Source organism: Parabacteroides sp. PF5-9, from assembly GCF_029893105.1.
In the GTDB taxonomy this organism is placed as follows: Bacteria; Bacteroidota; Bacteroidia; order Bacteroidales; family Tannerellaceae; genus JARXWG01.
Map to the genome: position 1 here is coordinate 15,204 of NZ_JARXWG010000004.1, position 22,913 is coordinate 38,116.

Here is a 22,913-nt window from a genome sequence, read left to right on the forward strand (position 1 = left end):
AGGGTTTAGTAGTATGACTCTAATTTACGTTAATTTAGAACTCCTGACCGATAATAAAGTGGAACTGACTACCGTGCCGTTTACCAGCGGTATAATCCGTTCCATAATTCGGCACATCGAAACCATAGGCCCAGTCAATCCCCATCAACCCGATCATCGGGAGGAATATACGTACACCGACACCAGCCGAACGTTTCAGGTCGAACGGATTGAATTCATTGACATTCTTCCAGGCGTTTCCGGCTTCAACAAAGGCTAAACCATATATTGTAGAAGAAGGTTCAAGTAAGAATGGGTAGCGCAACTCCATACTCAACCGTGAATAGGCATATCCATACGAACTGTATCCGCCATTACCTGCTATCGTTCCATTTTCATATCCTCTTAACCCGATTGTTTCGGTAGCATAGGTGCTGGAATATCCACTCATCCCGTCACCTCCCATATAGAAGGTTTCAAATGGAGAACGTTTATGTTGGTTATATGTACCCAGGAAACCATATTCCACACGGGTCATTAATACCGGAGTCCGTTTAACAGTCAATGGCGCCAACGGAGAGAATATCTTCGCTTTAAATTTCCATTTATGGTATTCGATCATCTTAAACTTCGCCGGATCCTGATCGCTCATAGAGGCGTAATCTTTTCCGTCCCATAACGAATAAGGAGGTGTAGCCGATACAGATACGGAGAATTGCGATCCACGACGCGTATACAACGGATTATCTACAGAATTACGTTGCAGCAACAACTCAAGGTTTATATTGTGTGACGTACCATTGCTCACCAAGAAGTAATCCCAGTCCTTCATATTGTACAACTGATAATTCAACGTAGCCATAAACTGGAAATAATCATCGGGCCAGTTCAATCGTTTTCCGTAACCGATAGCTACACCAAACATATTGATGTATTTATCCGGGTCGTAGGCTGCCTCATAGTTATAATACCCTCCGCCATAACTAGAGCCATAACCGGAGCCATAGCCGTAACCATAGCTACTGCCGTATGGATAACCTCCATATCCATAATAGCTGTTCCCGTAACCGGTATTACTCAAATAATTACCACTAATATCCGTTTGCCGGGAGAAATAAGCTGTTACCGATAATGTATTCGGTCGTTTTCCTCCAAACCAGGGATCCATGAATGAAATACTATATGCCTGATAGTAACGCCCATTGGTCTGTCCGCTTAATGTAAGCGTCTGTCCTTCTCCCTGTGGGATAATTCCTTTGTACGACTTCGGATTCAGGAAATTTTTCATTGAGAAGTTCGTAAACCGCAGACTTAATTTCCCAATCACTCCGGTTTGTCCCCAACCTGCCGAGAATTCAATCTGGTCGTTCGCTTTCGACGTGAGATTATAATGGATATCTACCGTTCCGCTTTCTGGATCAGGAATAGGTTGCGGTTCCATATTCTCAGGGTCGAAATGTCCCATCTGAGCAATTTCACGTATGGAACGGATCAGGTCTTCCCGGCTGAAGAGCATACCCGGTTTTGTGCGTAATTCCCGGCGAACCACATCTTCATACAGACGGTCATTCCCATTGATTACAACCTTATTAATTGTCGCTTGAGGGCCTTCCTGAATACGAATTTCCAGTGATATGGAGTCGTTTTCTACTTCTACCTCTACCGGATCAGCTCCAAAGAAGAGATATCCGTTATTGAAATAAAGATTGGATACCGATTCATCATCCGTACTCAACCGCTCGTTCAGTTTTTTCTGATTATAGATTTCTCCCGGTTTGATACTCAGAAGTGATTCCAACAATTCTGTCGGATACTTTGTGTTTCCGACAAAACGAATATCTTTCAGGTAATATTGTTCACCTTCATCTACTTTCAGAAAGATCTCAACCTTTTTCTCATTAAAATTAGCGACACTATCGAATACAAGCACAGCATCCCTGTAACCATATTCGTTATATTTACTGATAATATTTTGTAAGTCGTTTTCATATTCTTCAGTCGTAAACTTTTTTGTACTGAACATCTCCAGAATACTGGTCTTAAAGTCTCTTTTTAAACTAAATTTTTCATTGGTTTTTTTCATCGCTTTCTTAAGCGTCTGATCAGTTAAGGCTTCATTCCCATCAAAATGGATCTGATGGATCTTTGTCTTTTGGTTCTTATTGATATTGATATCGAGGATCACCTCGCCTTCATTGGTCAGATCGTCTTTTTCAACGATATCCACCTGTACGTTCTTAAATCCTTTTCCATCAAAATAACGTTGGATCACCTGTTTGGTTCGATCCTTCACATTCGGGGTTATCTGATAACCTTTCCGCAGGTTTAGTTTTGCGGTCAGATCTTCTCTTTCACCCTTTTTGACACCAAAATAGTTTACCTGAGAAATACGAGGGCGCTGTTTCAATTGAAACTCCAGCCAGACATCGTTTCCTTCTATTTTTGTAGCAAGTATTTTTACATCAGAAAACAATCCGTGTTTCCAGAATCGTTTAACTGCCGATGTGATTTCATCGCCCGGTATAGACACTTCGTCGCCTACCGACAGGCCGGAAAAACCAATCAACGTAAAATCTTCATAACTCTTATCAATGCCAGTTACCTTTATATCTGCAATTTTATATTTTTTGGGTAACGAATAAGATATGACCGGTACTTCAGCCGGTGTTTCAACATGTGTAGTGTCGTTCTCCTGTGCAAATACACCAATCGTATGAGCCAGAAGAAAAATAAACAGCACTATTTTTTTGTACATATAACAGCTATGTTTATAAAATTAATTGCTCGCTTGTCTTACCAAAACGGCGCTCCCGTTGCTGATAATACAATATAGCCTTATATAACTCCTCATCTCTAAAATCCGGCCAATAGGTATCGGTAAAATACAGTTCGGCATACGATAGTTGCCAAAGCAGGAAGTTACTGATACGCTTTTCTCCTCCTGTCCGGATCAACAGATCAGGATCAGGAAAACCTGTGGTCGTCAGGTGGTCCGAAACCATAGCTTCGGTTATATCGTTGGGGTTTAATTTTTTCTCTGTTAGTTCAACAGCTAAGGTTTTGATAGCTTCCACAATCTCCCAGCGCGACGAATAACTAAGCGCTAAAATCAGTGTAGTACCCGTATTGGCTGAAGTCTCATGGATACAGGCCATTAATGCCTGATAGGCGCTTTCCGGCAAACGGGATAGATCACCGATCGCTTTCAGACGCACATTTTTTTTCATCAGGTCAGGGGTTTCTCCCTGAATAGCCGTAACCAATAAGGTCATTAAGGCCTCTATCTCCTCTTCGGGACGTTTCCAGTTTTCCAGCGAGAAGGTATACATGGTCAAATACTTCAAGCCGATAACCGACGCCGCGTTAATGACTTTACGAACAGCGGCAACGCCTTCCTGATGACCATAACTTCGATCCTTCCCCTGGGATTTTGCCCAACGTCCGTTTCCATCCATGATCACTGCAACATGTTGCGGTAAGCGGTCTTTGTCTATCTGTTCTTCTAAAGTCATAGTATATAACTCTAATATCCTGTTATACTATTAATATTATTACATGCTTTGTTACAAGGGCCGAAATCCCAGGTAACAGAAAACATCAAACAGGAATACCAGTCATTATTCTTAAATGCATTTGTTCCGATCTCATAAGGGTCTTTCAATCGTTCATCGCCTTCCAGACCGTCTCCCAACAGCTTTCGAAACGAGAATTCACATCCCAGATTCAATCGGTTTTTAATTTTATATTTTACACCTGCCCCTATCGACAAATGTGGACTAACGAAAGAATCTCCACTTCCTGTTGCCATAGAAACTCCTGCTCCTAACAGCGCATAAGGGGTTATTCTTTTGCTTCCCATATATGAAAACTGGTCGCTATAAGGGAAAAAATTGAATTCACCTTGTGCGCCTATTTCTATCACGTTACGATCGAATGATACCTGTGCGTTCTCTGGGAATACATTGGTTAAGCCATCTGTATTGCCCGATACTTTTGCCCACATCAAGTCGGCTTTCAGCGCCCACCGAAGATTGGCATTATAACGAAAAACACCTCCAAGTGCCGGATTAAGCCCTTTAAACGGAGTCCCTTTATTCAGATCCCCCATATAAAAAGCGCCACCGCCCATTCCACCTATTTCATATTTATATTCCTGTGCTCGCAGCGCAGGAGTTATACCTACAATTAGGACGATAAAAAGTAAACGTTGAAAAAAAGTTGAAGTCATTTTCATATTGTTATTATGCGACACCTCTTTTTCTAACGTCAAAATCCTCATAAAATTATATCATTTCCTCCTCAATTCGTTCAGGAGGAAGTGTTTATTCTTCATTATCCGATTTAAATCCCAATCGATTAATTCGTCCGCGCCAGATCTCATTCAGTTCATCTGCTTCCCGACCGGTTTTACCACCAAAGATCATCAAATACTGGTCTTTATCTACCAGTAAAGACGAAAATCCTCTTGCCTGATAGGATTCCGGTAGCACAACTAACGTATCGACCACATCCCAAGTGACTCCACGATCGATCGAGGTATGGATTTCTTTTGTCGGTTTATTTTTATCGTTTATACCTCCGATCATAAATAGTTTATCATCGTAGGAGGTTAGCATTACACCCTCTTTTGTTTCAAAATAAGTTATCCTGTCGTCCGTGAGTTTTGCCCAGGAAACACCATCCATGGTGCTCCATGCGCTGTTGAGCAAACGTTCGTTTTGATCCCGTCCGGCTATAACCATCAGATAGTTATAATACATGGCCGAATAACCCTCTGACCCGAATCCGGTCAATGGAAAATCCGACGGTATCTCTTCACCGATCGTCCATTCCATAGATTTATTCATGGATGCAAAATAGAAGTGATCCGTATCTTCGACAATGGTTGCTAAAACAGCTGGTTGCCGCACTCCCTCTTTTACAGTACCCAACAGATATTTTACGCCAGGAGCACTTTCTACAACATCCCAATCCTGACCGTTCGCCGAACGATACAATATCCCGTCTGTAGAAGAGAGGTAATAAAACCCTTCATATTCCCTCAATTGGTTCAATACCAAACCTTCAGTAGGCAATCCGGTAAGCGGTAGTTCTTCCCATTTCGAAAGATCGGCAGCAGACGCCCAATGCAACTGGTATTGATCCGTACTCACCGGATCGATATACATGAAATAACCATCCGTTTCATTATAGGTACGCGAAACGACTTGTTGTTCTTTAAATGAAACACCATTTACAATCCCCTCAGCTTCCAAACGCCATTCCATAGAATCAGGAACAACCGTATGGATATTGACCCACGCCTTGTAGGTTTTAGAAGAGACACCGTCAAAAGCACGCATGTTAATTTTCAATGGCTTAGAAATGTCGATCGTATCGGTCGAACTGGTCCAGTAAACCGTATCTCCGTCTGCTTGAATGATTTCAACATTCTGAACCGCATACTTATTGAACGTTATCTCAGCAAAAAGATTACCTATTTTTGTTCCATACGGCAACGAGTCTTTGTTGTAGATCTCCCCGTACAACTGGTCAATGTAGAATTTAACAGAGTCTAATGAAGGACTGATTAATACAGAATCACTTTTTAGTACAAAAGCTGTAATCTGGCAATTTTTGGGAACCTCATATTCAACAATCTCGTCGCTCCCCAGACAAGATGATAAAAAGAATGCGATACATCCGCCAACAAATAATAATAATTTATTTCTCATCACATCACATAAGTTTGTCGCATATTAACGCACAAAAGTAGAAACATTTTTGGCTTTATCCCTAATTACAAGCAATATTTATAATATTTTAGGGTGATTAACAGCTTCATTTTCGCTGTTTTCGAGAAATACAACAAGAACAAATGATCATGATCCGGGCGGATCAATACTCTTCCCGGTATTTGCCCCCTGCTTTATCCTGCAGGATATTCAGATAACTTTTATAGCGGGATTCATTGATAACACCTTCCTGTACGGCTGTCTGCACGGCACATCCCGGCTCGCGACAATGGGTGCAATTATTAAAACGGCAATTGGAAGAGACCCGGAATATTTCCGGGAAATAGTGTGCAATTTCTGCGCCTTCCATCTCTATCGTACCGAAACCTTTGATTCCGGGAGTATCAATAATATAACCCCCGTCAGGCAATTCGATCATTTCAGAAAAGGTGGTCGTATGCATCCCTTTATTGTGATACTCTGAGATCAGGCCTGTTTTCAGATCAAGACCCGGAACCAATTGATTAATGATTGTTGATTTTCCAACTCCGGAATGGCCGGATAACAGGGTGATACGATCTTTTAATTCACTTCTCAGTGCGTCTAAACCCTCGCCTGTACGCGCACATAGATTTGAACAGGGATAACCGATCGATGTGTATAGTTTGGTTAATACATTCAGGCGTTCTTTATCTTTATCGTTATACCGGTCTGTCTTATTAAAAATAATTTTTACCGGAACCTGATACGCTTCTGCTGTGGCCAGGAAGCGATCGATAAAAATAGTCGTTGTAATAGGATAGTTAACCGTTATGATCAACATCGCCTGATCCAGGTTTGCAGCAATGATGTGCGACTGCTTGGAGAGGTTGGACGCACGACGGATAATGTAATTCTTACGTTCTTCTATCTCTGAAATAAAAGCTGTTCCTTCTTTGTTTAAATCGATAAGAACCCGGTCTCCAACAGCTACCGGATTGGTACTCCGAATATCCCTTAACCGGAAATTTCCTTTTATTTTACTTTCGACAAGCTGTCCGTCGTCTGTGCGGACAGTATACCAGCTTCCGGTATTTTTAACAACAAGACCCCTCATATAAAATTGATAATGGACAATGAACAATGGATAATGCAAGACTATACTACAGTCTATTCATTCTCCATTCTCCATTGTCAATTATCCATTGATTTAAACTGTCATTATCTCTTTCTCTTTAGCCGCATACAGTTCATCGATCTTTTTGATGTACTTATCGTGAATTTTCTGCACTTCAGCCTCAGCATCTTTCTCTACATCTTCCGGAACACCCTCTTTGATACTTTTTTTCAGTACCTCAATCGCTTCCCTGCGGGCATTTCGTACACTGATCTTGGCATTCTCTGCCTCTTGTTTGGATTGTTTGGCTAATTGCCGACGACGATCTTCGGTCAACGGAGGGATCCCTAACCGGATAATCTCTCCGTTATTTTCGGGCGTAATACCGACATCTGAATCTAATATCGCCTTTTCAATATCCTTGATCAACGGTTTTTCCCAAGGAGTGATAATGATGGTTTTCGCATCCGGCGTATTGATTGATGCCACATTGGTCAACGGTGTCATACTGCCGTAATAGGAGACTTTAATCCCGTCAAGAATTTTCGGATTTGCTTTTCCTGCACGGATACGCGATAATTGTTCGTCTAAATACTCAATCGCGTATGCCATTTTCTCTTCCGCAGTTTTTATAAACTGTTTCGTATCAACCATATAATTCGCTTTTTGTGTTGTTCTCTATTGATTAACAAAAGTAATAAAGTTTTTGAACAAAGCAAATTGTGAATTGATCTCGGCAAATCATTAAAATACAGGGCGATCAATTTACGGCCAATTAGTCCTGACATTTTAATATTAAAATAGAATTATTTATGACATAAATAAATGAAATAACACTTTCTGCTAACTCGCATTTTGTCTATTTTTAGTCAACCAGAGTGCTATTTTCAGCTTTTTAGACAAAAAACGGGGTGTTTTTGAGGAGATATACCGGGTGTTCCGGAAATTTATTTGCATGACAGCTACAAGTTATGCAGATAACATAGGAGAGTTATGCAGAAGATTTAAAAAATCATTACGATGAGTCTTAGAGGTGATCGAGAACATTTAAGAAGAGCGGTGTCGAAACCTGTTTTTTTCTCTAGAACCGTCATTTTTGCATACCGAAAAAACAGAGTATAAAACATGATATTCAAAGTATCATTCAAAAATAAGCCCTAAATCCGTGCGTTTTTTTCGAACAGACCTGTATGATCTCCCAAATAGATGAATGTCGAAGGGGGTAAAATGACAATTTGCTTTATTCTGCTGTCGGTTTACAAAATGATATTTTGAATTAAATGTACGCGTTGGAGTTTTTAATGCCTTTATAAAATATTTTACTAACTTTGTTTTATTGTTAATCTGTAACTCCATAATTTCTATAATTTTACCAATAGAACAAATATGAATACAACCATTCTACGATTCGCATGTTTTCTTTTTTTTATTTGCGGCCTTTGTGCCTCCTGTAGTAATAGTGACGATCCAGCGGTGGAGACTCCTAACGGAGGTGAAATCATCAATATCGAGGATAACCTAATGGTTTATGCCGATAACACTGTGACAACCTTACGATTCGAAGCCACCGGTAATTGGGAATTAGAACTCTTAAAAAACACCGATGGGGCGTTGCCCGACTGGGTGACGGTTGATAAAAAAAGAGGAGCAGCAGGTATGCACACGATCACATTTACACTTGCCCTCAATTACACGGGAAGAGATCGTTCTGCCCGGATGCAGCTTACTGCTGTGAACTCCCTGTATGAGACTTCACTATTACAAATGGGAAAAACAAAAGAAGGTATTGTTTTACAAGATCCAAACGAAGAGGACAATGAAGACAATGAGGACATTTTGCCCTTTATTACAGATAAAGGATTCCGACAATATTTATTAAGTACAGCTTATGTAAAAGATGGTCAGTTAACGCGGGCTAACGCAAAGAGGATCACGTCTATTAATTTAAACAACAATAAGTATCTTGAATCATTGGACGATATAATCTATTTCCCGAATCTGGAACTTCTCTTTTGCGCATATACCAATCTATCCTCCATTGATTTAAGCGGTTTAAGTAAACTTGAAAAATTAAGAATAGGGAACACAAAAATCACCGAATTAAATGTCAGTCATTTAACACAACTTCAAACCCTTTATTGCGACAATACGTCTATTTCGGAGTTAGATGTCAAGGGGTTGACGAATCTGGAATTGATTGATATTACTGACACTCAGGTTTCAATATTAGAGGTTGGAAATCTGACTAAACTACAAACATTGATGTGTTCCAATACCCCTATTTCCGAATTGGATGTAGCCCAGGCAGTGGATTTAACACTGTTGACCTGTTCAAATACGAATGTATCCAGGTTAGCGGTTGATCAGTTGTCTTATCTGCAATATTTTGAATGTGGCAATACACTTATTTCCGAATTGAATGTGAATAAACTGACCAAGTTGAAGCGACTTTTTTGCAATAATACTGCCGTGCAGGAACTGAACATTAGTAACTGTCGGGATCTGGAGCATTTTGACGCAACCGATTGTCCGAATCTAAAACAGGTGTATGTCTGGTGGGATGGAGGAACAACTAATATCCCGGTGCAATTCTATGACGATTGGGTCGGTTGCTTGTTCCGTGTTCCATCTACGACCCAGGTGATAAAGAAATAAAAATTGATCGTTTTTGCTTTGAAAAAGGCTGTGTCAAAATGTAAAATGATACAGCCTTTTTGGATGTGTTTTACTAACCATACAATCTCAAAACTCAAAAACATAATCATGCATTAAATTAATAATCAATCATATAGATAGTATAAGTTTTACAAATGTTTTTTTACAAAAGATTTCGCATCTATTTCTGTTGTTAATTGTTATATCTTTGCGTACCGTTTTTATTCAAATTATTTACTATTAAAATTCAAGTCATGAAGAAAAATTTTAGAGTTTTATTAATGCTTTTAGCGATCATTCCTTTCTTTACAAATTGCTCCGATAAAGATGAAGATGAAGTACGAATTGGCGCCGCAACAATCACATTTGATAATCCGACAATGACTATTACCGACGGAGAGTTGCCAGGTGCTATCACCGGTTCTATTACAGCTCCTTCAGGTGCAGAGATCGAGTCGATCCTTGTGACATCTGTTTATGTCAAAGATAATCAAACAAACAGCGCAGAAATTGCGACTGAAAAAAAATTAACTGAAGTAAGCGGATCAAAAAAAGGAAAGTATACCTTCCATTTCGACCAAACGACTGCTGGTATCAAAGAATACATCAATGAATTACAGTCGATAAAAATCGTAGCTGTTGTCAAAAATGGCGATACAGCAAGTAAAGAGATGACATTTAAACATGAAATAACAGAGCCAGAACCAGAAGTTGAGTATCTGTCTGAAGCTGAAGATTTCGAATGGAAAAGAATTGGTGGGGCTAATGCAACCGGATTGGAGCAATTTGGTTTGGCATGGACCTCTAATACGGCTACAGCGGCTATCATCAAAACAGACAACGAAACTAAGCTGGTTAAATTAAGTGCTGAAGACTGGAGTGAAATCGAAACAAAAGAACAACTGAAAGATGCCGTAGACAACGGGACGGATATCGAACAGTATTCTGGTGTCTCTGCTATTGATGCTTCAAAGACTTACGATGAAGTATTGGCTGTAGATGTAAAAGGTGAAGGTGTTTACTACCTGATCCATATCACGAAAAGTACTGTCGCATTAGAACTTTCAGGTACTACAATCACTATTACAGGAGAGTCTAAAAACTGATTCCTGAACAATTAAGAACAGGCAAGAAGGCATCTTTAAACGGATGCCTTCTTTTTTTTGACACTTATCTTAGAAACTGTTTTGAATTTTATCAAATAGTTTATTCTTACTTATTGTTGGGCTTCTTATTTTTTTCGTAACAAAATGGTTGGTATCTTGTAATTTCATGAAAATACTTTTGCATCGGAATCCTAAGAAAACGATGAATGAAGAAAAGTATTATTGCAGTATTAAGTTGGCTATGTTTATTAAGCCATGGAATCGCGCAAGAGCAACCTGAATCAATACAAAAGCTTCAACGGCTTAAAGTGTCCGGCTACATTCAAACCCAATATCAGAGGGGAGAAGAGCATGCATCGCTTAAAGTCGGATCGGCAAACGAAAATCTCAACGAATCATTTAACCGTATCGGTATTCGTCGTGGGCGCATCAAATTTGTTTATGAAAAAGGCATTACCTCTGGCGTTTTTCAGTTAGATCTAACAGAAAAAGGTCTCGGGTTCAAAGATGTTTATCTGAATATTAAGGATCCCTGGTTGAAGTCAAATTCACTCAAAGCTGGAGTCTTCGATCGTCCGTTCGGATATGAGATCGGTTATTCTTCTTCGCGCCGCGAATCGCCCGAACGTTCTACGATCTTTCAAACGCTTTTCCCTGATGAACGTGACTTGGGAGCGATGATCGCACTACAAGCGGGGAAAGATTCTCCATTAAACTTCATCAAGCTGGAAGCCGGATTATTTGCCGGAAACGGAATTAAACAGGAAATCGATAGCCGAAAAGATTTTATCGGGCACTTATCTGCCGATAAAAAGTGGAATAATCTGCAATTGAGCGGCGGCCTGTCTTACTATAACGGAAGTGTGTATCAGGGAACGGAGAATGTTTATTCCATGAACGGAAATTCCTTTATTCTTATTAATAGTGCCGATAATGTAGGGAAATTTGCTAAACGCGAATATATAGGCTTTGACCTGCAGTTTGATATAGAAAGTATATGGGGCATAACAGCAATAAGAACCGAATATCTTTTTGGCACACAACCCGGCAAAGATTCAGGAAGTAAAAGCCCTAATAGTTCTTCATTACCCAGATATGATACTTATATCCGTGATTTTGCCGGTGGGTATGTGATACTCATACAAGACTTAGGCAGACTGCCATTTACCGCAGTTTTGAAATACGATTGGTATGATCCCAACACAAAAATAGTAGACCATGAAATCGGACTTAACCATACGACAAAAGGTGATATCGCACAGAATACGCTTGGACTTGGGATGCTTTGGAATATAAATGCAAACCTTCGTTTACAGGCATACTATGAAATAAATAAAAATGAAAAAACGAAAAACATTTCAGGTTATGAAAAGGATCGAAAAGACGATGTGTTCACACTTAGGTTACAGTATAAATTTTAAGAAGACCCTTCTTTTATTATTCATTTTTCTATTCGCTTCTCAGAATGTTCTTTGGGCTCAAAATGGGATCTTGCAAGGAAAAACCATTGATGCACGAACACAGGAGACACTGATAGGGGTAACTGTGATGATAAAGGAAATTCCCAATAAAGGGACTACCAGCGACTTAGACGGAAATTATAATATGTCTTTGCCGGTGGGAGTATATACGGTGGTCGCTTCTTATATTTCGTATGCAACAATAGAAGTTACAAAAGTCGAAATTAAGGAAGGTGTTCCCGCCATACTTGATATAGATATGAAAGAGTCGGCGCAGGAACTTCAGGAGGTTATGGTTGTCGCACGAAAAGATATGGAAGCGGAGAAGACATTAATGGTAGAACGCCAGCAGGCAACTGTAGCCGTCGAAAATCTGGGTGCCAAGGAGATGTCTGTCAAAGGACTCTCCACAGTCGCTGATGGGATAAAAAAAGTAACAGGAATATCTATGGAAGGTAACAGCAAAGTCTATGTCCGAGGACTGGGCGACCGATACAGTATGACCTCACTCAATGGATTTCCTATTGCATCGCCCAATCCGGATAATAAACTGATTCCACTGACTTTATTCCCTACTTCAATCGTCAAGAATATATCCGTCAGTAAAGTATATCAGGCTTCTGTATCCGGTGACTATTCGGGTGCACATATCAATGTAGATACTAAAGAAAATATTGGTAAAGATTATTTTACATTCAGTATTTCGGCTGGAGGAAAGACAAATACTCTGTTCACTGATTTCTATTCCTCCGATAAAACAGGGGCAAGCATTCCGTTTTTAGGAATAAGCAATGGGCTCAGTTTAGACAGAAACATAAAAAATATGACTGCCGATGAATTTGAGAATTGGCAACGCACGAACAATCCTTTTCAGACCGGTTTTTCTATCGACAAAGGTAAGATCTATCCTTCCCTTGGATTGGATTTGGGTATAGGCAAAACATGGAATATTAGGAATCAGAAACTGAGTCTATTGCTAGCTGTAGGTTTCAAGAATGATTATACCTGGTATAAAGACGCTTATATCTCTACTGTCAACGCTCAGGGAATTATCCGTGATCAATACGACTACAATAAATATACGTATGAAACAACAACAACCCTATTAGGACAAATCGGGTATACACTCCGAAGAACTGACCGTTTATCTTATAACATTATGCTCATTAACAATACGGAAGACAGCTATACGCGTCGGGAAGGAACCGATGCGGAAGGGATTGATCTGGTTGGAAGCAATAGTGTGTATCATGCTTATTTTCTTTTTAATAACCAATTGACGGGGAAGCATGAACTGCTTCGCGATAAATTGTTTACCGACTGGCAGACATCCTATGGACATACCACAAGCCAGGAACCGGATCGCCGCCAGGTGATGTTCACTCGCAACGAGAACGGTTCTCTTTCTCTTTTCAAACTTAATCAGCAGGAAACGATGCGTTACTTTGGTGAGTTGTCTGAAGACGAGTGGAATGCAGACTTGAAACTGAAATACATGTTACCGGGTAGCGAAAAACGTCCCAATTTTGTACGTGTGGGTGCTGCCATACGAAATAAATCACGTGACTTCTATTCTACCAACTTCTATTACAATCTGAAAAATATCTCTCCCCAGATAAAAGACATATATGATACGGACAGTTATCTTAATTACGAGAATATCTCCAACGCAATGATAACCGTCAGCAAAAACTCTCTGCCGCGGAATAAATATTATGCGGGATCGGATGTCTATGCCGCTTTTGTTGATATGGAATATTATCCGGTTTCGAAGCTGCTGGTTTCTTTGGGTTTGCGTTATGAACACTTCAATCAGTGGGTCAGGTACTGGACAGATGCAGCCGAAGAGAAACGGGCAGAACTGACAACAAATGATTTATTCCCTGCATTGAACCTCAAATATAATATCAGGCCAAACAGCAATTTTCGTGTAGGAGCTTCCCGCACGGTTACCCGTCCCTCTTTTCTTGAAATGGCTCCTTTCGAATATAAGGAATCATACGGTGGGGCAGCTATCCGGGGATATGAAGAGATAAAAAACGGATATAACTATAATTTCGATCTCCGGTATGAACTTTTTCACGGATTCGGTGATATGTATTCTTTGGGCGTTTACTACAAACACCTTGAAACACCCATTGAGCGCGTTCAGCAATACTCCGGTTCACTCATTCAAAGTTTCCGGAATGTGGATAAAGGAACGGTGTTCGGGGCTGAGATGGAAGTGCGTAAGCAGTTGACAAAGAATCTGAAAGTCGATTTTAATGCTTCTTACATTTATACTCAGATTTCTTTACCTGAAAAGGGACTGTATACAGATAAAACAAGACAATTGCAGGGAGCTTCGCCCTATTTATTGAATCTCGATCTGAATTATTCACCCAAATTCAGTGAAGACCGGACATTGTCTCTTTCCGGTATTTACAACTTGCAAGGTTCTCGCATCAGTTCGGTGGGCATCAACGGGGTGAGTAACGTAATGGAAGAAACAGTACATTCTCTCGATTTTGTTGCTTCTTATCATTTTTCCGATGGGATGAAATTGCAATTACAAGCGAAGAATCTATTGAATCCGGAACACAAATTTACACAAAAGATAAAAGATGGTAAAAAAGAAACGATAGAGTATTACCGTAAAGGAATAGATGTCGGTATCAGCTTTTCCATCGATTTTTAATAATAGAAAAAAATCCATTTTTAAAGAGTATGATTATGAACAAGTATTTTAAGAGAATCAGTTATGCACTGATTATGACAAGTATGTTGAATGTGTTTGCCGCTTGCGATGATGACAATGAATCGGACGATATAACCGATCCGCAAGAATTCATGTTGAAAGGTGAACTAACTAGTGAGAAAATCTTGAAAAGCGGTAAGACCTATGAACTTATTGGTGGTTATCAGGTAAAAGCCGGTGGTGATCTTATCATCGAACCGGGTGTAACGATTAATGCAACCCGCAGTATCGACGGACAACCCGATTACATCATCATTGAACAAGGTGGGAAAATACACGCTGAAGGGACAAAAGAAAAACCGATTGTAATGACATCTACCCGCCAACAATCTGGCTCGTGGGGAGGTGTTCATATTTGTGGTAATGCTCCGATTAATCTCTCAGGAGGAACTGGTAAATCCGAAATCGGAGATGCAACCTTTGGAGGTGCAAACCCAACCGATAACTCCGGTATCATGCGTTATGTTCGTTTGGAATATACCGGTTTTGCATTTAGTGAAACCAAAGAGTCCAACGGATTGACCATGTATGGAGTCGGAAGTGGTACGAACATCGAGTATGTTCAAGTATATAAAGGATCCGACGATGGTTTCGAATGGTTTGGAGGAACTGTAAACGGAAAATACTTGGTTTCTACCCACAGTGAAGACGATTCTTTTGACTGGACAGACGGCTGGGTAGGGAAAGGACAATTCTGGGTTGCTATACAAGATCAGACTGCTCCGGGAGAAGATGGTACGGCAAATGGCGACTGCCTGATAGAAGCAGACAATCGTGAAGATAATTTTGGAAATACACCCCAATCATGTCCTACACTCGCAAACCTGACATTGGTGGGCAACAACGACAGCAATAAGCAAAAAAGAGGTATCCGTCTGCGTGCCGGAACTGCCGTAAATATCTATAATACGTTAGTTGTTGGCAAACCAAGCCCCGTAACTGTGGCCACAGCCGAAACCGAACAAAGTTTCCTGAACGGAACTTCTTCTATAGAATATCTATGGACCAACAAGACATTTTCTTATGAAAGCATATCCGACCTGGCATTAGATAGCAAAACAGGAAATGGTATCAATCAAACGATCAATTTCTCCAGTGGCTATCTAGGAACGGTAGAAGGTGGAAAAGATTTATCGGCCGACAAATTCTTTACCAAAGCGGAATATAAAGGAGCCGTTCCGGCAAATAATGACTGGACTGCGGGTTGGACAAGAAAATAAACAGTAGAATCTAATATGCTTTCATCATGTTGCTTCATATCGTATAGGGAGCACATGATGAAGCAAAATCTTAACAGAATCGTAACAATATAGTCGGTTGCCCGTAATTTTACCACCATACATTTGTTGTGTAATTCATTAGAAATCAAACTAGAAAAATGAAAAAGATAATTTTAACAACAGTTATTTTAATCGCTGCTTTATTCAGCGCGCAAGCGCAACGTATCAAAGGCTCTGACACTATGCTCCCCTTGTCGCAAAAAGCAGCTGAAGAGTTCATGAAAGTAATGCCGTCTTATGCGGTTACCGTAACCGGTGGCGGAAGCGGTGTCGGTATAACTGCTCTACTTGAAGGCACAACAGAGTTGGCTCAACTCTCCCGAAAAATCAAATTCGATGAAAAAAATAAACTGAAAGGAAAAGGGAAAACAGTAAAAGAAGTCATTGCCGCTTATGATGCGCTGGCTATAGTCGTACACCCCTCTAACAAAGTAACCAACCTCACCCGTGAACAATTGGAAAGCATATTTACCGGAAAAATTAAGAATTGGAAAGAAGTCGGAGGTGCTGATATGCCTATTGTCTCCTATTCTCGTGAAACCTCTTCCGGGACATATGAATTTTTCAAGGAAAGCGTGTTAAAAAAGAAGAACTACATGACCGGTATTATGAGTATGCTCGCAACGGGAGCCATTATCCAGTCAATAAGCCAGACGAAAGGCGCTATCGGTTATGTTGGATTGGCCTACCTGAATAAAGATGTGAAAGCAATTCATGTATCGTATGATGGAGGTAAAACATATATTGCACCAACAGTTGCTAATGCAAAGAACGAAACTTATCCGATTGTTCGCCCTTTGTACTACTATTACGATACAGCAACAGAAGGTAGAGTAAAACCTTTTATTGATTTTATACTATCCAGTAAAGGACAGAACATTGTTTCCGAAATAGGATTTATTACCGTAAAATGAAGCAGTTCAGACTTCTCATAGAGTGCATGGTGAAGGTAATGCTTACCTTTAGTGGAAGCATTACCAGCCTTGCTATTTTACTTATTATTATCTTTTTGTTCAAAGAAGGTTTGGGTTTATTTCATAGTCCTTCTGTGGAAAAAGGATATGTCCTTTGTGTTCAAGCATCCAATCCTATTGAAATACTGATTCCCGAACAAATCAAGAAAATATTCGATGGTGAAATAACAACATGGAATGAAGTGGGAGGCAGCGAAAAGGAAATCTCAGTATTTCGTTTCGATGATATATTTTCTATGTATCCGGAAGAAGAGTTCGGGAAAGATTATGAACTTCTTCCTGAAAAATTAGGCGAAGTCATTGCCCAAAATCCGGATATCATTGCTTATATACCGGAACAATATCTACCGATGGGAAACACTGCGGTTAAAATATTAATACCGGGAAATATCCGTATGACCGATTTTTTCAAAGGCAAGGAATGGTTGCCGACAGCTACGCCTTCTCCTCTATTTGGTGTATGCCCCCTTATTATGGGTACATTATGGGTGAGTTTCTTTGCAATACTGATTGCATTACCTTTAGGACTGGGGGTTGCTATCTATTTATCGGAACTGGCAGGAACACGTATGCGCAAATTACTTAAACCCACCATTGAACTATTGGCAGGGATTCCGTCGGTGGTATATGGATTCTTCGGATTGGTTGTATTGGTTCCCCTTATTCAGAAAACACTTCATCTTCCTGTAGGAGAAACGGCTTTTGCCGGTAGTCTGATACTGGCTATTATGGCATTACCAACGATCATTACCATTGCCGAAGATGCTATGAGACGAACGCCTAGAGCAATGCGCGAATCTAGTTTGGCACTGGGAGCTACCCATTGGCAAACGATATACAGGGTTATTGTTCCTTATGCTTCTTCCGGAATTATGGCAGCAGTAGTGTTGGGTATAGGAAGAGCTATTGGAGAAACAATGGCAGTATTGATGGTTACCGGAAATGCAGCTGTGATACCTCATTCCCTTTTTCAGCCTGTGAGAACCATTCCGGCAACTATTGCCGCCGAATTGGGCGAAGCACCAGCTGGTGGGGCACATTATCAATCATTATTCCTATTGGGATGTATTCTGTTCGTCATAACGATGCTCATCAGCGCATCGGCAGAAATTATTTCAAAGCGTCAACATAATAAAGGAATCTGATTATGAACAAAAAGACGAAGCAAAAAATAGCATTTATTATTTTCCGTATATTGGGATTGCTGGTTGTTATTATTCTTTTCTGGATACTCGGATTTATTTTATACAATGGTATTGGTGTTATTAACTGGGAATTTCTGACAACAGTTCCCAAAGAAGGAATGACAGCAGGTGGAATTTTTCCGGCTATCGTAGGGACTCTGTGTCTGATCGTCGGAAGCGTTATATTTGCTTTCCCTATTGGGGTGATGTCGGCCATTTTCATGAATGAATATGCCGGAAACGGCTGGATTGTTCGTTTTATCCGCATTATGACTAATAATCTGGGAAGTATTCCTTCTATTGTATTTGGTTTATTCGGTATGGTTTTGTTTGTAAATACACTGAAATTCGGAGATTCCATTCTGGCCGGTTCGTGTACACTCGGATTATTGGTTTTACCCCTGATCATTCGTACTACGGAAGAGGCATTGAAAGCCATACCCGACTCTTATCGGACAGGGAGTCTGGCTTTAGGAGCAAGCAAACTGCAAACAATCCATAGGGTGATATTACCAATGGCCTTCCCCAATATCATAACCGGACTGATTCTTTCCATCGGCAGGGTTTCAGGAGAAACTGCACCAATCCTGTTTACGGTAGCTGCTTATTTTCTACCCAAACTCCCTAATAGTATATTCGATCAGGTAATGGCTTTACCATACCACCTATACGTGATTGCAACAAGCGGAACAGATATAGAGGCTTCCCGTCCGATTGCTTACGGAACCGCTTTAGTGTTGATAGCCATTGTTTTGTTAATGAATTTACTTGCTACGGCTCTGAGGAGGTATTTCGGACAAAAAGTAAAAACAAACTAATATGATACAAGCAAAAGACATAAATTTTTATTACGGTGATTTCTATGCCTTAAAGAATATCAACATGGAAATTGAGGCAAACACGGTAACGGCTTTTATCGGCCCGTCAGGTTGTGGAAAATCTACATTCCTGCGCCTGTTTAACCGCATGAATGAGTTGATAGACGATACTCGGCTTACGGGTGAATGTCTGATTGACGGGCAAAACATTTACCATAAGTCAATACAAGTAGATGAACTGCGGAAAAAAGTCGGTATGGTATTTCAAAAACCCAATCCTTTTCCGAAATCCATTTTTGAAAACGTAGCTTATGGCTTGCGGGTAAATGATATCCGGGATAAATCATATATCACCCAGCGGGTAGAAGAATCACTAAAGGCTGCCGCCCTTTGGGACGAGGTGAAAGATAAACTGAAAAAATCAGCTTTTGAACTCTCCGGGGGACAACAGCAACGGCTTTGTATTGCGCGGGCGCTGGCTATATCTCCGTCTGTCCTATTGATGGATGAGCCTGCTTCGGCTCTCGATCCTATATCCACTTCCAAGATAGAGGAACTGATACATTCCCTTAAAAACGAGTATACAATTGTTATTGTTACCCATAATATGCAACAAGCAGCCCGTGTGAGTGATAAAACAGGCTTTTTTATGCTTGGCGAACTGATTGAATACGATGATACCAAGAAAATATTCTTAAAACCGGAAAAAGAGCAAACCCAAAACTATATTACCGGTAGATTCGGTTAATATTAAAATAAACAGAGATGAAACATACTGAAAAAGAGTTGCAAGAATTAAAAGAGGAAATAAGCCAAATGTGGAGGTTGGTTCTTTCACAACTGGAAAAAGCAAAACAATCTTTCCTGAATGGCGATATCGAACTGGCAAGGGAAATTGCCAGCCGTGAAAAGCGCGTCGATGCTTTTGAACTGAAAATAGACAGTGATTGTGAAAACTACATTGCTTTGTATAGTCCGGTAGCTATTGACCTGCGATTGGTACTTTCACTGATAAAAATCAGCAGTACCCTTGAACGTATCGGCGACTTTGCTGAAGGAGTTGCCCGGCATGTCATTGATGATGGCTGCAGCAAAATAAACCCGCAGATAATAGAAGAACTACAGTTGGAGAAGATGTTTGAAACCTTAATTTCCATGCTATCCGATAGTTTTGTCGCTCTTGAATCGGAAAACACAAAAGTTTCCGGTAAAATCCTTGCCAAAGATGATGAGATAGACACTTTATACCATAACTCTCTTGATATATTGACAAACTATTTAGAATCCGAACCTTCATTTATCCGTTGCGGATTGAAATTGATGCTTCTAATCCGCAAATTAGAACGTATAGGGGATCATTGCAGCAATATCGTAGAAGAAATTGTATTTTATGTGGATGCCAAGGTTTTAAAGCATGGGATAAAGAAATAAAGTATTTGCAATCCAAGTCATTTCGAATGATTATTTTTGTAAAAAATAAAGGCGTATGGAAAAACAAAAAATACTTGTTGTTGACGATGAAGCCAATATCTGCGAAATCTTATTTTATACACTCACAAACGATGGTTATGAAGTTGTTTGTGCTTGTTCCGCAGAGGAAGCTTTCGAGAAGCTTACGTCGGAATATTCGCTTATTCTTTTGGATGTGATGATGGGTGGAATGTCAGGGTACAAAATGGCAGAAACATTGCGTAATAATGGCAATCTAATACCGATTATTTTCCTTACGGCAAAAAATACAGAAAATGATATGCTAACAGGTTTCTCTGTTGGTGGAGATGACTATATTTCAAAACCTTTTTCACTCAAAGAAGTTTCAGCCCGTGTAAAAGCTATGCTGAAAAGGCAAATTACCGAAGTCAAGTCCATAAGCCGGTTTATCTATAAAGATTTTATAATTGATTTTGATACAAAAGATGTATTTGTCGGAGAAAAACTCGTTTCGCTGACGAGAACAGAGTTTGAGATTCTTGAATTTCTAGTCAAACATCAGGAACGTATCTTCTCCCGTGAAGAAATTATAGATCATATTTGGGAGAAAACTCCTTATGTCACTGAAAGAACAGTAGATGTTCATATTACACGTTTACGGAAAAAATTAGGTGACTATTCATCATTCATCTCTAATCGTTCGGGTTATGGATACCGGTTTAATATCTCCAATATATGAAAATAACCTATAAGCAAAGACTATCATTATACTTCTTCCTCATATTCGCATTGTTTACTATTGGGATAATTGTATTTGAACAATCACGCGAAACAAAATTTCGGACAGAAGCCTTGGAAGAGAAATTAGATGCCTATACCGGAATAATTCAGGCATCATTGGAAAAGTATGCCGACTCTCCACGACAAGCGATAGATAGCATATCCGCCCTTTTGCCTAAAAATCTTCGTATGACACTAATTGACCGACAGGGAATTGTGGTTTATGATAATGCAGTAGAAAACGATCTGTTATCTGAAAACCATGCCGAACGTCCTGAAATTGTTCAAGCAAAAGCCTACGTGAAAGGCTCTCATATCCGGACATCGGCTACGAACAATCAAAAGTATCTGTACTATGCCAAACGAAATAACAACTATTTCATTCGTGTGGCATTTCCCTATGACATTCATATCCAAAACCTCTTGAAGTCTGATAATTCATTTCTATACTATATACTCGTTTTATTTGTAATCACACTACTTCTCATTAATTATGTAGCTGACCGTTTTGGTAAGTCGATTAAAAAACTAAAGGAATTTGCTTTAAAGGGAAATGAACCCGAGAAGATACAAATTGAGTTCCCGGAAGATGAATTGGGCGAGGTCGGAAGAAAAATCATTGATAATTACAAGCAAATAAAGGAAAGAAAAAAAGAAATAACCCTTGAACGGGAGAAGCTACTGCAGCATGTTCATAGTTCGGGAGAAGGTTTATGCTTCTTCTCTTCCGATAAAAAGGTGAGTTTTTATAATGGACTATTTATACAATACCTGAATATCATTACAGATGAATCTGTATCAGACCCTGCAATCTTATTTGCAGATCCTTCGTTTGTAGACGTTTCAGAGTTCTTGTCAGGAATAGGACTAGATGATAATTATTATGAGACACAAATTAATAAGCAAGGAAAACAGTTCAATATACGGGTTAATATTTTTGAAGATCGCAGCTTTGAAATCATGATCAATGACATTACCAAACAAGAAAAAACACGTTTGTTAAAACAGGAAATGACTTCTAATATTGCACATGAGTTACGCACTCCTGTAACCTGTATTCGCGGCTATCTTGAAATCGCATTGGGACAACCCTTAGATGAGGGAAAAATACATAATTTCCTGACTAAAGCGCATGAGCAAACCATCGTACTTTCCGAATTAATTCAAGATATGAGCCTAATCACAAAGATAGAAGAAGCTCCGTCAACCTTTAAGCAGGAAGAAATTCATCTAGAAGAACTGCTTCATAGTTTAAAAGAAGATTTGAATGAACTTTTGTGTGAAAAAAATATTGATTTCCAATGGATGAATATGGCTAATGTAACTATTCAGGGAAATCGCAATCTGCTCTATTCCATATTTCGCAACCTTACGGATAATGCCATACGTTATGCGGGAAGAGATATTACGATCACAGTAAATAGGTACAACGAAGATAAAAACTGCTATCACTTCTCTTATTCTGATACCGGTATTGGCATTAGCGATGAACGCCATTTGAATCGTCTCTTCGAGCGTTTCTACAGAGTAAATGAAGGACGTACACGTGACACCGGAGGCTCCGGACTTGGACTATCCATCGTAAAAAATGCCATATTGTTTCATAAAGGAACTATTGTTGTAAAGAATAGAGCTGAAGGAGGATTGGAATTCTTGTTTAAGCTTTCTAAAACAGATATATAAGAGGGCTCATCAATTT

General features: G+C 39.7%; 18 protein-coding genes. 12 read left to right on the top strand and 6 right to left on the bottom strand.

Translation table 11 applies throughout. The features are described 5' to 3' along the window. Positions 1 to 34 precede the first annotated feature (34 nt). The 6 genes from M2135_RS03325 to frr all read right to left on the bottom strand — a co-directional run bounded on the left by M2135_RS03325 (position 35) and on the right by frr (position 7,443). Positions 35 to 2,734 carry a POTRA domain-containing protein gene (locus M2135_RS03325; protein WP_280747178.1) on the bottom strand — a complete coding sequence of 900 codons (2,700 nt, stop codon included), beginning with the start codon at positions 2,732 to 2,734 and terminating at the stop codon, positions 35 to 37. 13 nt (positions 2,735 to 2,747) lie between these two features. Continuing rightward, on the bottom strand, positions 2,748 to 3,491 hold the full coding sequence (locus M2135_RS03330) for an isoprenyl transferase (protein WP_280747179.1): 744 nt from the start codon (positions 3,489 to 3,491) through the stop codon (positions 2,748 to 2,750). Positions 3,492 to 3,502: 11 nt separating this feature from the next. Next, positions 3,503 to 4,207: a DUF6089 family protein gene (locus M2135_RS03335; protein ID WP_348537103.1), complete on the bottom strand. Its 705-nt coding sequence runs from the start codon at positions 4,205 to 4,207 to the stop codon at positions 3,503 to 3,505. Positions 4,208 to 4,301: 94 nt separating this feature from the next. After that, positions 4,302 to 5,693, bottom strand: coding sequence for a DUF6242 domain-containing protein (locus M2135_RS03340; RefSeq protein WP_280747181.1), 1,392 nt, complete (start codon positions 5,691 to 5,693; stop codon positions 4,302 to 4,304). Between the two features lie 163 nt (positions 5,694 to 5,856). Beyond that, on the bottom strand, positions 5,857 to 6,789 hold the full coding sequence (gene rsgA / locus M2135_RS03345; protein ID WP_280747182.1) for a ribosome small subunit-dependent GTPase A: 933 nt from the start codon (positions 6,787 to 6,789) through the stop codon (positions 5,857 to 5,859). A 93-nt stretch (positions 6,790 to 6,882) separates the two neighbouring features. Beyond that, positions 6,883 to 7,443 carry a ribosome recycling factor gene (gene frr, locus M2135_RS03350; RefSeq protein WP_280747183.1) on the bottom strand — a complete coding sequence of 187 codons (561 nt, stop codon included), beginning with the start codon at positions 7,441 to 7,443 and terminating at the stop codon, positions 6,883 to 6,885. Between the two features lie 732 nt (positions 7,444 to 8,175). Here frr and M2135_RS03355 point away from each other — a divergent pair. From M2135_RS03355 to M2135_RS03410, 12 genes are all read left to right on the top strand, one after another. Then, positions 8,176 to 9,444, top strand: a complete 1,269-nt coding sequence (locus M2135_RS03355) for a hypothetical protein (RefSeq protein ID WP_280747184.1) — start codon at positions 8,176 to 8,178, stop codon at positions 9,442 to 9,444. A 254-nt stretch (positions 9,445 to 9,698) separates the two neighbouring features. After that, on the top strand, positions 9,699 to 10,550 hold the full coding sequence (locus M2135_RS03360) for a hypothetical protein (RefSeq protein WP_280747185.1): 852 nt from the start codon (positions 9,699 to 9,701) through the stop codon (positions 10,548 to 10,550). 206 nt (positions 10,551 to 10,756) lie between these two features. After that, entirely contained in the window at positions 10,757 to 11,971 is a 1,215-nt protein-coding gene (locus M2135_RS03365; RefSeq protein ID WP_280747186.1) for a hypothetical protein, read from the top strand. Further along, a complete protein-coding gene (locus M2135_RS03370; protein ID WP_280747187.1) occupies positions 11,916 to 14,687 on the top strand; it encodes a TonB-dependent receptor in 2,772 nt (923 codons plus the stop codon). Before M2135_RS03365 ends, M2135_RS03370 begins: the two co-directional genes overlap by 56 nt. A gap of 35 nt (positions 14,688 to 14,722) precedes the next feature. Continuing rightward, positions 14,723 to 15,967 (top strand): hypothetical protein, encoded by a 1,245-nt coding sequence (locus tag M2135_RS03375; RefSeq protein WP_280747188.1) that lies wholly within the window; start codon positions 14,723 to 14,725, stop codon positions 15,965 to 15,967. A 158-nt stretch (positions 15,968 to 16,125) separates the two neighbouring features. Continuing rightward, entirely contained in the window at positions 16,126 to 16,941 is an 816-nt protein-coding gene (locus M2135_RS03380) for a PstS family phosphate ABC transporter substrate-binding protein (protein WP_280747189.1), read from the top strand. Then, the gene (gene pstC / locus M2135_RS03385) at positions 16,938 to 18,146 is read left to right on the top strand and encodes a phosphate ABC transporter permease subunit PstC (protein WP_280747190.1); all 1,209 of its coding nucleotides are present in this window, start codon (positions 16,938 to 16,940) and stop codon (positions 18,144 to 18,146) included. Before M2135_RS03380 ends, pstC begins: the two co-directional genes overlap by 4 nt. A gap of 2 nt (positions 18,147 to 18,148) precedes the next feature. Further along, the gene (gene pstA, locus M2135_RS03390; RefSeq protein ID WP_280747191.1) at positions 18,149 to 19,003 is read left to right on the top strand and encodes a phosphate ABC transporter permease PstA; all 855 of its coding nucleotides are present in this window, start codon (positions 18,149 to 18,151) and stop codon (positions 19,001 to 19,003) included. Position 19,004: 1 nt separating this feature from the next. Continuing rightward, positions 19,005 to 19,751: a phosphate ABC transporter ATP-binding protein PstB gene (pstB, locus tag M2135_RS03395; protein ID WP_280747192.1), complete on the top strand. Its 747-nt coding sequence runs from the start codon at positions 19,005 to 19,007 to the stop codon at positions 19,749 to 19,751. A gap of 17 nt (positions 19,752 to 19,768) precedes the next feature. Continuing rightward, positions 19,769 to 20,434: a phosphate signaling complex protein PhoU gene (gene phoU, locus M2135_RS03400; protein WP_280747193.1), complete on the top strand. Its 666-nt coding sequence runs from the start codon at positions 19,769 to 19,771 to the stop codon at positions 20,432 to 20,434. 55 nt (positions 20,435 to 20,489) lie between these two features. Next, a complete protein-coding gene (locus tag M2135_RS03405; protein WP_280747194.1) occupies positions 20,490 to 21,173 on the top strand; it encodes a response regulator transcription factor in 684 nt (227 codons plus the stop codon). Further along, positions 21,170 to 22,897: an ATP-binding protein gene (locus M2135_RS03410; RefSeq protein WP_280747195.1), complete on the top strand. Its 1,728-nt coding sequence runs from the start codon at positions 21,170 to 21,172 to the stop codon at positions 22,895 to 22,897. The genes M2135_RS03405 and M2135_RS03410 overlap by 4 nt, the downstream gene beginning before the upstream one ends. The last annotated feature ends 16 nt before the right edge of the window (positions 22,898 to 22,913 follow it).